Annotated in this window: 12 protein-coding genes; 8 read left to right on the plus strand and 4 right to left on the minus strand. The window is 39.4% G+C overall.

Features of this window, described 5'->3' with window-relative positions; genetic code table 11:
- The first annotated feature begins 211 nt into the window (after positions 1–211).
- Together LIZ98_RS13390 and norA are read left to right on the plus strand one after the other, a co-directional pair.
- Entirely contained in the window at positions 212–1,399 is a 1,188-nt protein-coding gene (locus LIZ98_RS13390) for a nitrate/nitrite transporter (protein WP_216405324.1), read from the plus strand.
- A 359-nt stretch (positions 1,400–1,758) separates the two neighbouring features.
- Positions 1,759–2,940, plus strand: a complete 1,182-nt coding sequence (gene norA / locus LIZ98_RS13395) for a multidrug efflux MFS transporter NorA (RefSeq protein WP_034767467.1) — start codon at positions 1,759–1,761, stop codon at positions 2,938–2,940.
- Positions 2,941–2,995: 55 nt separating this feature from the next.
- Here norA and LIZ98_RS13400 read toward each other — a convergent pair whose 3' ends face one another.
- Positions 2,996–3,760, minus strand: a complete 765-nt coding sequence (locus LIZ98_RS13400) for an ABC transporter permease (RefSeq protein ID WP_041845847.1) — start codon at positions 3,758–3,760, stop codon at positions 2,996–2,998.
- Positions 3,757–4,476 carry an ABC transporter ATP-binding protein gene (locus LIZ98_RS13405; RefSeq protein ID WP_034767470.1) on the minus strand — a complete coding sequence of 240 codons (720 nt, stop codon included), beginning with the start codon at positions 4,474–4,476 and terminating at the stop codon, positions 3,757–3,759. The genes LIZ98_RS13400 and LIZ98_RS13405 overlap by 4 nt, the downstream gene beginning before the upstream one ends.
- A gap of 337 nt (positions 4,477–4,813) precedes the next feature.
- Here LIZ98_RS13405 and LIZ98_RS13410 point away from each other — a divergent pair, with 337 nt between their 5' ends.
- The 3 genes from LIZ98_RS13410 (at position 4,814) to aceA (ending at position 8,232) form a co-directional block, all read left to right on the plus strand.
- Complete coding sequence (locus LIZ98_RS13410) at positions 4,814–4,960, plus strand: hypothetical protein (RefSeq protein WP_161792858.1); 147 nt, start codon at positions 4,814–4,816, stop codon at positions 4,958–4,960.
- Positions 4,961–5,308: 348 nt separating this feature from the next.
- Positions 5,309–6,886: a malate synthase A gene (gene aceB / locus LIZ98_RS13415; RefSeq protein ID WP_227140082.1), complete on the plus strand. Its 1,578-nt coding sequence runs from the start codon at positions 5,309–5,311 to the stop codon at positions 6,884–6,886.
- Between the two features lie 68 nt (positions 6,887–6,954).
- Complete coding sequence (aceA, locus tag LIZ98_RS13420) at positions 6,955–8,232, plus strand: isocitrate lyase (protein ID WP_041903315.1); 1,278 nt, start codon at positions 6,955–6,957, stop codon at positions 8,230–8,232.
- A 366-nt stretch (positions 8,233–8,598) separates the two neighbouring features.
- Here aceA and LIZ98_RS13425 read toward each other — a convergent pair whose 3' ends face one another.
- Positions 8,599–10,296 (minus strand): methyl-accepting chemotaxis protein, encoded by a 1,698-nt coding sequence (locus LIZ98_RS13425; protein WP_227140081.1) that lies wholly within the window; start codon positions 10,294–10,296, stop codon positions 8,599–8,601.
- 537 nt (positions 10,297–10,833) lie between these two features.
- Here LIZ98_RS13425 and LIZ98_RS13430 point away from each other — a divergent pair.
- Together LIZ98_RS13430 and ybaK are read left to right on the plus strand one after the other, a co-directional pair.
- Complete coding sequence (locus LIZ98_RS13430) at positions 10,834–11,949, plus strand: NAD(P)/FAD-dependent oxidoreductase (protein WP_227140080.1); 1,116 nt, start codon at positions 10,834–10,836, stop codon at positions 11,947–11,949.
- Positions 11,950–12,176: 227 nt separating this feature from the next.
- Positions 12,177–12,647 (plus strand): Cys-tRNA(Pro) deacylase, encoded by a 471-nt coding sequence (gene ybaK, locus LIZ98_RS13435; RefSeq protein WP_034767488.1) that lies wholly within the window; start codon positions 12,177–12,179, stop codon positions 12,645–12,647.
- Positions 12,648–12,701: 54 nt separating this feature from the next.
- Here the strand turns inward: ybaK and LIZ98_RS13440 are convergent, their stop codons facing one another.
- Positions 12,702–14,795, minus strand: coding sequence for a DNA topoisomerase III (locus LIZ98_RS13440; RefSeq protein WP_227140344.1), 2,094 nt, complete (start codon positions 14,793–14,795; stop codon positions 12,702–12,704).
- Positions 14,796–14,977: 182 nt separating this feature from the next.
- On the opposite strand from LIZ98_RS13440, the gene LIZ98_RS13445 reads away from it, so the two are divergent.
- The gene (locus tag LIZ98_RS13445; protein WP_227140345.1) at positions 14,978–15,430 is read left to right on the plus strand and encodes a MarR family winged helix-turn-helix transcriptional regulator; all 453 of its coding nucleotides are present in this window, start codon (positions 14,978–14,980) and stop codon (positions 15,428–15,430) included.
- Positions 15,431–15,809 lie beyond the last annotated feature (379 nt).

Consider the following 15,809-nt stretch of genomic DNA (forward strand, 5'->3'; position numbering starts at 1 on the left):
CATTGCGGGGCGCTCCAGTTTGTACGTCGCTAAGCGGGCGCTCTGCGCTTTTCTTCTTATTTTTCAAAAAGTGGTCACAAAATGAACCATATGAACGGTGAAAATGTGATGTACATCACACAAATACCACCTTTTTACCTTTTAGGATAAAGATAAATAAAAACTAAATCCGTTAAATATAAAAAATTTTTAAGAAGGGAAGATTTTTCCGATGAGAAAACCATCGATTCAGTTAACATTGCAAACAGCTTCACTCGTAACGGGCTTTATGATGTGGGTTTTAATTTCATCGTTAATCCCTAGCATTAAGCAAGATATTCCATTAACAGAAAGCCAAGTTTCAATTATTACGGCGATCCCGGTTATTTTAGGCTCGCTTTTACGAATTCCTATTGGTTTTTACACCGATCGTTTTGGTGCACGTAAATTATTTATGATAAGTTTTACTGTATTATTGTTTCCGGTTTTTTATATTAGCGTGGCAAATTCATTTATTGATTTAGTCATTGGTGGGTTGTTCCTTGGAATTGGCGGAGCAGTTTTTTCTGTTGGTGTTACATCACTGCCAAAATATTATCCGAAAGAAAAGCAAGGTTTTATTAATGGTGTGTATGGGGTAGGCAATGCCGGAACTGCGATTACCACTTTTGGCGCTCCGATTATTGCTCAATCACTTGGATGGCAAAAAACAGCACAACTTTATTTAATTTTATTGCTTATCTTTATCGTTTTTAACTTCATATTTGGCGACCGGAAAGAAGTGAAAGTAAAACAATCAATGGCTGAGCAACTTAAAAGTGTATGCAAAAATAGGACTCTCTGGTTTCTAAGCTTGTTTTATTTCATTACATTCGGTGCGTTTGTTGCGTTTACCATGTTCTTACCTAACTTTTTGGTTAACAATTTCAATTTAGATTCAGTTGATGCTGGGATACGGACGGCAGGATTCATTGTACTTGCGACACTTATGCGTCCGATAGGCGGGTTGTTGGCGGATAAATTCAATTCATTTATTATTTTAATGTTTACATTTATCGCGGTGACCTTGTCAGCAGTTATTCTTGCCTTTTCGCCAAATATTGAATTGTTTACGGTAGGTTGTTTGGCTGTGGCATTATTCGTAGGAATTGGTAATGGAACAGTGTTTAAACTTGTCCCGCTTTATTTTTCAAAACAAGCCGGTGTCGTAAATGGAATTGTTTCAGCCATGGGCGGACTTGGTGGTTTTTTCCCGCCGTTAGTTTTAACTGCCGTTCATAATATTACCGGACAATATTCGATCGCATTTATGGCACTTTCCGAAGTAGCGCTGGCCTGTCTCGTTATCGTCGTCTGGTTGTATGAACAAGAGCGTACGGAAAATCACCGAAAATTCATCGGTAAAACAAAAGAATTATGACTTCATTTTATCCCGCCTTTTCGGGCCGTAAAACCACCACACCTATGACTGAGAGGGGCTTGCCCGTAACTGGTTATTTAACTGGAGCACTACGTTCAGGCCGTAGGGGTGGCGGGTTCAAATCCGTTGCCCGTATACGTCTGGTTATTTCAACGAACAAACAGGGAATAATCGAATTCCCGCTCATTTAAGGTTAACTTGAGCCTTGATGGGTAATGAAGCGATATTGAAAAAAGATGCTGCAGAGTACAGCATCTTTTTTGATATAATTAAAATTAGGGTTTTTAAGGTTTTATTATTCATTGGTTATCGTTTAAGATAGAGATACGATATTTGAAGATTTTATGTAAGGAGTAAGTATGGATAAGAAAAAGAAAGTCACATTAAGTATTTTACTAGCAAATTTATTTTTAGCATTTTTAGGAATTGGTTTAGTTGTTCCTGTTTTACCAACGATAATGAATGAACTGTCGATCAATGGGGCAGTTGTAGGGTATATGGTGGCTGTATTTGCCTTTGTTCAACTTATATCCTCTCCCATTGCCGGCAGATGGGCAGACCGTTATGGACGGAAGCGAATGATTGTAATTGGGTTGGTTATCTTCGGCCTGTCGGAATTTTTATTTGGAATCGGAAAAACAGTGGAAGTCTTATTCCTTTCTCGTATGTTCGGCGGTTTAAGCAGTGCTTTTATCATGCCGGCTGTTACCGCATTTATTGCTGATATTACGACGGCACATGAGAGACCGAAAGCGTTAGGATATATGTCTGCAGCCATTAATACCGGATTTATTATCGGTCCGGGACTCGGTGGTTTTTTAGCTGAATTTAGTGCACGGCTACCGTTTTATGTAGCGGGTTTTTTAGGTGTTTTTGCCGCAATCTTATCCTTTATCCTATTGAAGGAACCGGAAAGATTAGAGGAGACAAAGGTTCCGGAACATTCACAATCCACAACATGGAAAGTCGCGTTTAAACCAATTTACTTCATACCATTGTTATTAATCTTTATTTCTTCATTTGGACTTTCAGCATTTGAGTCGTTATTTAGTCTATTTATTGATCATAAATTTGGATTTTCACCAAAAGATATTGCGATCATTATTATGGGCGGTGGAATCATTGGTGCTGTTGGCCAAGTGTTTTTATTTGATTACTTAACGAAAAAAATTGGAGAAATCCGGTTAATACGTTGGTGTTTCCTGTTTTCCTCCATCGTTGTTTTTGTCATGACCATAGTCAATCATTATTTCTCAATCTTATTGGTCACGTTTATCGTTTTTGCCGGTTTTGACTTAATTCGTCCGGCGGTTACAACGTATTTGTCGAAGGTCGCCGGAAATGATCAAGGATTTATCGGGGGAATGAATTCAACATTTACAAGTTTTGGGAATATATTTGGTCCGATTGTCGGCGGCATGTTATTTGACATTAATTTAAATTTCCCGTACTATTTCTCGACGATTGTGCTAATTATTGGCACAGCAATGGCAATGTATTGGAAAGAGGCTTCAGCTGTAGCCAATAAAAATAGTCAATGACTTTTAATGGAACAAAGAGTATTGGATATGAGCATAAAACAGCCCCACGGCACGATTAATCCGTGGGGTTTACTTCTTTTACCCGTTGCATTCTCTGGTTAAACAGAGTCGGATAGGATAAGAACCCTAATAAAACACTAGTAATAACTGCAGTGGTAAGCAAAAGAAATAAAACTAATAATTGGAATTGTACCGCCTGGATCGGGTCGGCACCGGCGATAATTTGACCGCTCATCATCCCCGGTAACTGAACAAGTCCCATCGTTTTTTGACTTTCAATTGTTGGTATCGTACTTGCCTTAATGGCTGTAATCAATTGCCGATGAATGGCTTGTTTCGGAGTCCCGCCAAGCGACAAAATAAGTTCAATTTCCTCTTCGTAAGCGTGGACTTCCGACGCAAACCGATTAAGAAACAAAATGGCAAGCACCATGGAATTGCCGACCATCATCCCGCTAATTGGAATCATGTATTGGGCGGTTGGCGGTGTAATCCCGAATCCTAACAAAATCCCTTGTGTTAACAATTCCACAAACAGAAAGGTAAAAATTAATTTGCCGGTAATGCCGGGGATCGATGTTCCTTTTTTACGGGCATTCGCCGTAGCAGCACCGATGATTAGACCAATCATTAAAATAATATATAGATAATCATTGGATGTAAAAACAAAATGTAAAATATATCCCACTGTCAGAAGTTGAATAATCGACCGGACAACGGCAATAATTGTATCTTTTTCTAAACCAAGATTTAATGTTTTCGATAAAATAAGCGGAATAAGAACAAAGATTAGTGAAAGTGTAAGATTTAAAAAGCTCAATTCTCTTCCCCCTTTACAAACAGCTTGACCCGTTCATTTTTCGGCGCTGTTAATACAGAGATATCTCCGGTTTCAACAACTTCCCCGGCTATCATTACCCAGGTATAGTCTGCTACTTTTACAGCTTGATCAAGATTGTGGGTAATCCAAATAATCGTTGTGCCAAATTTTTTATTAATGTTCATAATTAATTCTTCAATGTCTTGTTGGGAGATACGATCAAGGGCAGAGGTAATTTCATCAAGGAGGAGAATCTCTGGTCGGTTCACCAAAGTTCTGGCAATCGATACCTTTTGCCTTTGCCCGCCTGACAAATCCTTTGCACCGTGAGATAAAAACTGTTCCTCTAATCCAACTAAATTCAGTAACCTTTTTGCCTCAGCTTCTTCCAATTGTTTCCCCTGTAATTTTAACGGAAGTGATAAATTATCGAAAACCGTTCCATCAATCATCGTAGCATTTTGCAGGGCCAGTCCAACTTTTCGTCTTAATGTTACCGGGTCATATTCCTTGATATGCTTCTCATTAATAAAAATATCCCCGGAATCCGGTGACTTCAGCCCGTTACACAGGCGAAACAGTGTTGTTTTTCCTGCACCGGACGGCCCGACAAGTGTCGTTATTTTACCTTTTGGGAAAAAACCGGTTATATTTCTTAAAACATGTAAACCATCAACAGAATAGTTCACTTGCTCAAAGCGGATTGCTGGTTTCATACGTGACCAATCCTTTCTTTTTCCATAGTAATTCATAAATAGTTTATCATTTTTTAAGGGAATCATTTAACATTTCAAATTGGAAAAAACAAATGCGGGCAAAAAAAGACGGCTGAAAAATATGAAGGATGACTTTTTGAACACTGTATCTAGTGTTTTTTGCGGTTCACATTACTATATATTGTGTGAGCAATAGTATTTCAGTGACCTCCAAAAAAATTTTGCATTTTGTCGAAAGAATTTTCTAAAAAGGGGTTGCGTTTTCAAAAATCTGTTATATAATAATTAATAAATAAATATACTGTAGTAATACAAAAACATGAAAGGGGATTTTATAATGAATTGTCCAACTTGTGAAGGGAACGGAGAAATGCCTTGTACTTGCCATTTGGAAAAGAAGTCAAATCATGCTCATTGCGATCATTGTCATGATTCAGGTATTGTTGATTGTTCCCGTTGTAATGGTACAGGATTATTGGATTAAACTTAGGCACTTAGAAATGTTATCGGAATCTGTAAGTCAATCGGCTTCTTTGTAATATAACAGAATTTACTTTACCAACCTCGGGCGGAAAGACTCCCACCTCGATGTGTGAGTATTCAGGTGGGAGATGAATTTCATTGAAAACCAATGCGGTGTACATAACGGATGAATGCTCCAGCGGCGAAGTGGACACGCATCAAGGAATGAAGATTTTCGCTTTAAAACTTCTTTGGAAATCTCCACTGCAACATTCACCGGGATGTAGGTGTGGATGACTTATAGATTCATAGTTCTATATGTGTGGACAAAATTTTACCAAGTATTCAGATGTGACAAAGGGGTGTAGAAATGGAAAGGATTCAGGAAAGACTGCAATATGAAAAATCTGAAATCTTAACGGACGATGCGGCAGCATTTTTAGAAAAATTGCATGAACGTTTTGAAGCAAAAAGAAAATCATTGTTGCAACTCCGTGAAGAATTACAAAAGGAATTTGACCAAGGCAAGAAACCAACATTTTTAGAAGAGACAAAAGCTATTCGTGAAGGGGACTGGACCATTGCACCAATTCCAAAAGATCTGCAAGACAGACGGGTAGAGATTACCGGTCCTGCAGGGGATCCGAAAATGGTCATCAATGCCTTTAACTCGGGAGCAAAAGTATTCATGGCCGATTTTGAGGATGCAAACGCACCGACATTTGCCAATACGATACAAGGGCAGAGGAATTTACGGGATGCTATCCGGAGAACGTTACAGTTTACGGCGCCAAACGGTAAAGTGTATCAATTAAAAGATGAAATGGCCACTTTACTTGTTCGCCCAAGAGGATGGCATATGGTAGAAAAACATTTTTTAATTGATGGGGAGCCAATTTCGGCAAGTCTCTTTGATTTCGGTCTATTTTTCTATCACAATGCAAAAGAATTGATTAAGCGTGGGTCCGGACCTTATTTTTACTTACCGAAATTGGAAAATGCAAAAGAAGCCCGTCTTTGGAATGATGTTTTCGTATTTGCCCAAGAAGAACTTGGCATTCCTCAAGGGACGATTAAAGCAACCGTACTTATCGAAACAATTACAGCAGCATTTGAAGCGGATGAAATCTTGTATGAATTAGAAGAACATAGTGCCGGATTGAATTGCGGTCGTTGGGATTACATTTTTAGTACGATCAAAAAGTTCAGGAAACACCCGGATTTTATATTACCGGACCGTTCCCAAGTGACAATGGAAGTACCGTTTATGCGTGCCTATACACTTTATGTGGCAAAAACTTGCCATAAGCGGAATGCCCCGGCAATTGGCGGAATGGCTGCCCAAATTCCGGTTAAAAATGATGAGGTTGCCAACGCGTCTGCATTTGAAAAGGTGCGCAAGGATAAAGAACGAGAAGTGAAAGACGGCTTCGATGGAAGTTGGGTCGCCCACCCGGGTCTCGTTCCGGTTGCCAAGGAAGTATTTGACCAATATATGCCGCAGCCGAACCAAATCGATCGGAAACGGGATGATATTGAAATTACCGCTGAGCAGCTGGTGGAAGTACCTGAAGGAGACATTACCGAAGCAGGACTCCGCATCAATATCAGTGTCGGAATTCAATATATTGAAGCTTGGTTAATGGGAAAAGGGGCGGTTCCACTGTATAACTTGATGGAAGATGCCGCTACTGCTGAAATTTCCCGGGCTCAAGTATGGCAATGGATTCGCCATCCAAAAGGAATATTAAGTGATGGTCGGAAAGTTACGTTTGAGCTGGTTGAGCAAATGATTGAGGAAGAATTGGAAAAGATTAAGCAGGAAATTGGTGCAGAACGATTTGAACAAGGCAGATTTGAAGAAGCAACAGCACTATTTAGAGAATTAATCGAGCAGGAAGAGTTCATTGAATTTTTGACCATTCCCGGATATGAAAAGCTTGATTAATTCGTAGTCTATTATTCTTGGTTTTTTTAAAAATTAATATAAATACATTTTCTTAGGAGGAAATCACAATGAGTAGTAAAGCTGAACAAATCCAACAATTAAAAGAGATGTGGAATTCAGAAAGGTTTAAAGGAATTACCCGCCCGTATACGGCAGAAGATGTTGTTCGTCTGCGGGGAAAAGTACTCGTTGAACATACTTTGGCAAAAAGGGGTTCTGAACTTCTTTGGAAACAATTACATGAAGAAGATTATATTCATTCCCTCGGTGCTTTAACCGGTAACCAAGCCGTTCAACAAGTGAAAGCCGGTTTAAAAGCCATTTATGTCAGCGGTTGGCAAGTGGCAGCTGATGCCAACTTGGCCGGACAAATGTATCCGGATCAAAGCTTATATCCGGCAAACAGCGTTCCAAATGTTGTAAAACGGATTAATCAAGCATTACAGCGTGCTGATGAAATTGACAGCATTGAAGGTCGTGACGATACAAATTGGTTAGTTCCGATTATTGCTGATGCTGAAGCAGGGTTCGGCGGTGCGTTAAATGTTTATGAATTAATGAAGGCAATGATTGAAGCCGGTGCTGCAGCCGTTCACTTTGAAGATCAATTATCTTCTGAGAAAAAATGCGGCCATTTAGGTGGTAAAGTATTATTACCAACGCAATCTGCCGTTCGTAATTTAATTTCAGCCCGTCTTGCTGCTGATGTGTTAAATGTTCCGACTGTGTTAATCGCCCGGACGGATGCAAACGCAGCTCAACTATTACAAAGTGATGTAGATCCTTATGATCATGAATTTTTAACAGGTGAGCGTTCGCCGGAAGGATTCTATTATGTACGAGACGGGATAGAGCAAGCTATTTCCCGAGGACTTGCTTATGCACCGTATGCCGACTTGATCTGGTGTGAAACTTCCGAGCCGAATTTGGAAGAAGCAAAACGTTTTGCGGATGCGATTCATGAAAAATTCCCGGGTAAATTGTTGGCGTATAACTGTTCACCATCATTTAACTGGAAGAAAAAATTACCTGAAAAAACAATTGCCGAGTTCCAAAAAGAAATTGCAAAAATGGGTTACAAGTATCAGTTTGTTACTTTGGCCGGCTTCCATACTTTGAACCACAGTATGTTTGAATTGGCTTATGACTACCGTGATCGCGGCATGGCTGCTTATAGTGACTTCCAGCAAAGAGAATTTGCCAGCGAAGATAAAGGTTATACGGCAACAAGACATCAACGTGAAGTTGGAACAGGTTATTTTGATGAAGTAGCCACCATTGTTACCGGTGGTAGCAGCTCAACAACAGCTTTGAAAGGATCAACGGAAGAAGAGCAATTTGTTTAAGATGGTAGTAGCTCAACTCAGCTTGAAATTATCAACTGAAGAAGGGCAAATTGTTTAAGATGGTAGTAGCTCAACTCAGCTTGAAATTATCAACGGAAGAAGAGCAATTTGATTAAGTTTGTCATGTTAGTTCCTCCATTTGGGGACCCTCCATCCCCACATGGTTATCCCTTTTTGTTTGATTTTATAGACACCTCCATGGCTTTTGGAGGTGATTTTTTATATGAGAGGGAAAGTATCAATTTCCTGCAAAGAAGCGAATTCGACGTAGCTGGAAATTTTAACTCGCAAAAAAATTATCGGGATTTGCGTATCATTAAAAAAATCAGCGGAGATGGAAAATCCCCGCTGATAAAGTTTCTTTCTTTAAAGCTTGAATGTACCGATTAGCTTATTCATTTCATCTGCCAGTTTTGCAAGGAGATTTGAACTTTCGGTAATAATCTCCATCGAACTGCTTGTTTGTTGGGAGGAGGCAGAAGTTTGCTCAATACCGGCAGCTGCTTCTTGGGCGGTGGCGGCAATTTCATGAACAGAGACACTCATTTCCTCACTATTGTTGGCAATTTCGGCCAGATTCATTGATATTTGTTTAATATGATTTGCCATTTCAGTAATAGCCAGATTAATCTGTTTAAAACGTTCCTCTGTCATTTTGATCTGTGAAGTGCCCTGTTCAACCTCCGTGTATCCTTCTTCCAACACATCTGTTACCTCACTGACCTCATTTTGAATATTAGCTACAATTCCTGTAATGTCCTTGACGGAAAAAGATACTTGTTCAGCCAGCTTCCTAACTTCATCGGCGACAACTGCAAATCCTTTACCATGTTCTCCGGCCCTTGCTGCTTCTATTGCTGCGTTTAAGGCTAATAGATTCGTTTGGTCGGCAATCTCTTTAATGACGGAAACCAATTTTGATATTTTTTGCGATTCGGTATCAAGTCCTTGAACTTTTTCTACCGTTTGTTTGACAATCGAATCAATTTTTTCCATTTGAGCAGTTGATGAAGACATGAGTCTACCGCCTTCACTGGACATTTCCAAAATATGTTTCGATGTTTGTTCAACCCGGACTCCATTATCATTTGCTGCTTCTACTTTTTCATGGAAAGATTTCATAATCGATGATAAGCGTTCGGCACGATTTGCTTGTGTTTCTGCATTGGCGGCCAAATTTTGCATGGTGACTGCCGTTTGTTCCGCACCTGCTTTTACTTCATTAGCTGACTGGGTTAATTCCTCACTTTGAGAAGTAACGGTATCGGAGACAGATTTAATTTTGGAAATTAATTCCCGCATTTGCAAATTCATCCGATTTGTCGACTGGATAAGATGACCAGTTTCATCAAGTAATTGTGTTTCCAAAGGTTTCCCGCTTAAATTTCCACTCGCAATCAGGTTCATTCGTTCTTCAACAAGCTTAATCGGTTTTGATATGGACTTGCCGGTAAAAAAGGCAACAATAATGCTCGAAATGATTACAATGATAGAAATAATTACACTAATCATCATACTTGTCTGCCCGCTATGTATAATTTGATCGCCCATATCATTTATTTCTTTTTGTCGTTTTTCGGATTGTGTTGAATAAGCAGTAACTAATTCATCGGATAATGGTTCCACTTTTTCAGATAATGTTTTTAAAGCCTGTTCCTCATTTCCCTTTGATAGTTCTGTATATACATCTTGAACAATAACTCTTTCCCAATTTTCTTGTTTAGCAAAAAGATCTTTTACCTCTTTGGACTTGTCGATTTTCAAAATTTGTTCCTGTATGTTTTTACTTTCACCGGTATATTGATTAAACTTTTTACGGTAATCATTATCACCATATAGAATATATCCTCTAACGAGAGCTAGTCTTTCGGAAACATTGTATGCCAATTGATCATTCGCAATGACGAGTTGAAGTTGTTGATCCACAATATCTTCAGTTTTTTTGTTCGTTGCGTAAAAGGAAGATAGATTATAGACAACTAACAGTGAGCTGATTAGAATAACAACCGTAAAACCGACAATAATTTTCTTGTTAATTGTTTTAAAATTGAAAAAATGTTTCATATTGACACCTCTGTGATAGATTTGATACTGTTTCTGTTTAATCATACATTTCTAACAATAAAGCGAATTTAACTGCTGCTGGAAATATTAAGAATATTCGATGTGTGAATAAGGGCATACTCGAAAGATTGCTTTCATTTGACGATCTACAAGTCGCGATTCGCACGGGTAAAGTAGTATAATAGGAAAAAATAATATGATTAGCATCCAAAAAAGTTTCCGGGTTATATCTGTAAAACATAAAATATGTATTATATAATTGGGTGTTAACCAATGAATAATAATGTTTTCTGAATCAAACAACAATTACGATGTCGAGAAATAATAAAAATGAATTTAATTATAATTATACTTTTTTAATTTAATTCTGGCTAGGAAAAATCTTACAATCCAGTTCGGGTTTTTCTTGATATTTTTATATGGGCTAAAATAGATGGAGTAATTTTAGCGGACTTGTCGCTATTCCCATGTTTTTAATAAAGTTTTTACAGAAAAAGTATTAAAGAGGGTCATTTTTTGAGAAATGGAGGATGTGTAGTGTCAAGGTATATCGTAATTGGTGCAGGAATTTTAGGTGCGGCAACTGCCTATCATTTAACAAAATTGGGCGCCGATGTCGTAGTTGTTGATCGAAAAGACGCGGGTCAGGCAACAGATGCTGCCGCGGGAATTATTTGTCCTTGGTTATCACAAAGAAGGAATAAAGCGTGGTATCGGTTGGCAAAAAAAGGTGCAGCTTATTATCCCCGGCTTATTAAGCAATTACAAGATGATGAAGAACAAGAGACCGGCTATAAACAGGTTGGGGCGATTAGCATTCATACGGATATCGAAAAGTTGAAACAAATGGAAGAACGGGCAAGAATACGGAAGGAAGATGCACCGGAAATAGGGGAAATTACAATGTTAACAGAAGAGGAGACACAAAATATGTTTCCATTGCTGAAAAAGGGATATGCTTCGGTACATATCAGTGGAGCTGCCCGTGTGAATGGTCGAGCATTACGGGATGCATTGTTACGCAGTGCTGAAAAATATGGGGCAAACATAGTAAATGGTTCGGCAGCGTTAGTAAGTGGGAATGGAACTGTTCAAGGTGTTAAGGTTGGTAAGGAATTGATTGCGGGTGATTGTGTGGTAATCACAGCCGGGGCATGGGCAGATGAACTTCTTGCACCGTTAGGAGTTCGCTTGTTAATTACTTATCAAAAAGGTCAAATTGTTCATTTGAAATTGAGAAATCAACTTACTGACTCTTGGCCGGTTGTTATGCCGCCCGGTGACCAAAGTATCTTGGCGTTTGATGGCGGTGAGGTAGTCGTCGGAGCTACCCATGAAAATCATACCGGATTCGACCTTCGTGTAACAGCCGGTGGTCTACATGAAATTTTTTCAAAGGCATTTGAAGTTGCACCGGGTCTTCAAGACGGCGAAGTTATCGATGTCAGAGTCGGCTTCCGTCCGTTTACACCAAATTTTCTCCCGGTTATTGGTGAAGTACCAAACTATGAAGGGCTTTATTTGGCAAATGGCTTAGGTGCTTCCGGATTAACGACCGCTCCTTTTCTCGGCAGTCAGCTCGCATGTTTAGTAACCGGTCGGGAGTTTGAGATTGATTTGGCGGAGTATGATGTCCGGGGTGCTATTGGATGAAGCGAGAAGAAAAGCCGGGTTGAAACATTCGGATTGGTGGTTTGACGCTTGTTTATAAACCGTTGGCGGCTAGTATTGTTGGAGCGTCGGCTGAAAACAACCGGATTGGTGACTTGACAGTAGCTTCTGAATAAAGTGGCGTCATTGAACGGAGCGGGAGTCGGTTTGAAACGTTATTTTGGGAATTTTAATTTCAGAGTTACATATTAAAAGGGAGTAATGTGAAAATGAGCATGAAAACAAATGCAATGAGAATATTGGATAAGGATAAAATCCCCTATTCCACGTTGTCATATGATGCAAATGATGGAAAAATTGATGGCATGGCTGTTGCAGAAAAAGTCGGGCGGCCACCGGAATCCGTTTTTAAAACATTAGTCACCCATCATGAACAAAATCTGTATGTGTTCGTCATTCCGGTTGAAAAAGAATTGGATTTGAAAAAGGCAGCAAAAGCAGCAGGAGAAAAGAAACTGGAAATGTTGCATGTAAAGGACTTGCAAAAATGGACCGGCTATATTCGCGGTGGCTGTTCACCGATTGGAATGAAGAAAAACTACCCAACTTTTATCGATGCCAGTGCTGAACATTTACCGGAAATCGTCGTAAGTGCCGGAAAAATCGGCATGCAAATAGTAATGGACCCGCACCAATTAGCGAATGTAACGCAAGCCCAATTTGCAGAGTTAACGAAATAGATAAAAAGAGAAAAGGCTTAGGTGATGATCCTAAGCCTTCTTTGTAAGATCCGGTTATTCTTTCCCCTCTAATTTTGTTTTCAACAAATCGCCGAGACTTGTGCCAAAGGATTCATCTTTCTTTGTATATTTTTGCAAAAGTTTCCTTTCTTCCCGTTTGTTTACGGCCTTTTTCTTTTCCTCGGCTTTTTCAACGATATTGCAATTCCGGCATTGGAAATACAGACCAGCCTTTCCTTCATGAATTTCCATTTTTTTATGACATTGCGGGCATCTTCGGTTGGACAACTTTGGCTCTTTGCGGCGCCGGTATGAGCAATCCAAACTGGAACAGACAAGGAACTTCCCGTCTTTCGTATTCCGTTCTTTCAAAAATGACCCACATTCTGGACATTTCGAACCGGTTAAGTTTGGCGTACGGTATTGTTTGTCACTTTGTTTAATTTCCGAAACGAGGGCCTCTGTTTGCTTGCGAATATTTTTCAAAAACTGTTTCGGATTGGCTTTCCCTCGCGCAATCAGTTCCAGTTCCTTTTCCCATTTCGCTGTTAATTCTGGTGATTTCAAGTCCTTATTAACAAGGTCCATTAGCTGACGGCCTTTTTGGGTTGAATAAAACCGACCATTTTGCCGTTCGACGACCTCCGTTTCAACCAAGCGTTCAATGATTTCAGCTCGTGTCGCCGGTGTTCCGAGTCCGTATTTTTCCATTTGCCCGAGTAAATCGGCTTCCGAATAACGGAGCGGGGGCTCTGTCAATCTTTCTTCCATTTGAATGCCCCGGATGGAATCGTTTTGTCCTATTTTTAATGTTTGAAGATTATTGTGTGCCGGTTCTTCCTCATCATGACCTTGAATTTTTTTAAAACCCCAATCTTTAATATTCCTTGCTTTTGCTGTAAAGGTTTCGCCATTTACTTTGAACTGCGCTTGGACCGTTTCATATTTAAACGGCGGATAAAAAATTGTTAAAAAGCGCCGAACAATTAAATCGTAAATCTTCCGCTCATCCGACGACAGATCATTTATATGGACTTTTTCTTCAGTGGGAATAATTGCATGGTGATCTGACACTTTTTCGTTATTAAATACGCGTTTGGCAATCACTTTCCCTCTGTTTGCCAAAAGTGGTTTGACTTCCTCTTTATAGGCGGAAGAAATGCCGGTTAACCGCTCATACATCGTTGCTTCCATATCTGTCGTTAAATAGCGGGAGTCGGTTCTTGGGTAGGTGACATATTTATGTTCCTCATATAATTTTTGTAATACGCTTAACGTCTTTTTGGCGGAAAAACCGTATCGTTTATTCGCATCCCGTTGTAATTCGTTCAGGTCATAAGGAAGCGGCTGTTGTTCTGCTTTTTCTTTTGTGTTGATCTCGGTGACAACGGCTTTTTGACCATTTAGTTTGGTAATCATTTTTTCCGCCTGTTCTTTATCGAATATCCGTTTTTCCCCGTTCTTTTCCCATTCGACTACAAGAGAACCGCATTTTGCTTTGATGACCCAATATTTTTTCGGGACAAATTTTTGAATTTGTTTTTCCCGGTCGATAATGAGTGACAGAGTAGGTGTTTGCACCCGGCCGGCTGAGAGCGGATCCTTGTATTTTGTTGTCAATGCCCGTGATACGTTCAAACCAATGAGCCAATCTGCTTCAGCCCGGCATACAGCGGACTGATACAGATTCTCAAACTGTTCTCCCGGTTTTAACTGGTTAAAACCGTCACGAATGGCCCGGTCTGTGACAGAAGATATCCAAAGTCGTTTGATCGGCTTTCTCCAATGAATTTTTTCGATAATCCAACGGGCAACCAGTTCACCTTCCCGACCGGCATCGGTAGCAATAATAAGGTCCTTTATATCTTGACGTTTTGCGAGTCCCTCAATTGCTTTAAACTGATGACTTGTCTGCCTGATGACCTTCAAACCCATTTTATCCGGGATGATAGGCAAATCCTCCAGACGCCAAGTTTTATATTTCGGGTCATAGTTCTCGGGCATTTTTAGTTCCACAAGATGACCAAGGGCCCAGGTAATGATATATTGTTTTCCCTCGATATAAGATTTATGTTTTTCACGCAAATCGAGAACACGGGCGATTTCCCGTGCGACACTCGGCTTTTCTGCGATAATTAATGATTTCATCGAATACTCCTTTCAGCCTATGTGTTGCTGGAATGAAAAATCTCTTCCTTAATAGTATAGCAAATAATTTGCGTAACAAAATATAGATGTGCCGGTTTCATTGCTTTTACCTTGACAAACTTGCCTAACTGTTAGTATAATTATTTCGAATTCGAGATATTATTATTAAAGGATCTGATACGATGAGTAACAAAAATGTGGAAAGAGACCAAGATGTTTCTTTAAAACTCTTTATCGTATTATCAAGAGCATTTGAAGCAATTGAAAAGCAAATTGTCAAGAATGTCAAGGAATATGGACTGAATTTGACTGAATTTGCCGTTTTGGAATTGCTTTTTCATAAAGGTGATCAACCGATTCAAAAAGTCGGACAAAAAATTTTGCTGGCCTCCAGTAGCATTACCTATGTTATTGATAAACTGGAGAATAAAAATTATTTAACAAGAAAAGCATGTCCGACTGATCGCCGGGTTATTTATGCTTCGATCACAGACGAGGGTAAAAAATTAATGGAGGATATTTTTCCAAAGCATAAAGAGGCGATGAGCAAAATTATGGGCGGTCTCACCACCCGTGAAAAAGAACTAGTTACGGAAAAACTGAAGATACTAGGGTTGTATGCACAACAATTATAAAAGAAAGCATAGCGGAATCTCCTGCTTTAAAAAGTGGGGGATTTTTTTATAGGTTTTGTACATGGAGAAGGTTGCGGCGGGAATTAGCTTTATGGACAATTTGGTGGTTTTTTTGAAAAAATGTCTAGTAGGGCGGATGTAATGGACAGTTTGGTGTTTTTTTTTGTAAAAATGTCTAGTAGGGCGGATGTAATGGACAGTTTGGTACATTCTATTTGTAAAACTGTCTAATAGGTCGGTTGTCATGGACAGATTGAAGCATTTTATTCGAAAAAATGTCCAATAGAACGAGTCTCATGGACAAATTGGTGCCCTTTTAATCGGAAAATGTCTAATAGAGAGGTTGTCATGGACAGTTTGCTGCATTTTATTCGAAAAA

Source organism: Caldibacillus sp. 210928-DFI.2.18, assembly GCF_020554505.1.
Lineage (GTDB): Bacteria > Bacillota > Bacilli > Bacillales > Caldibacillaceae > Caldifermentibacillus > Caldifermentibacillus hisashii.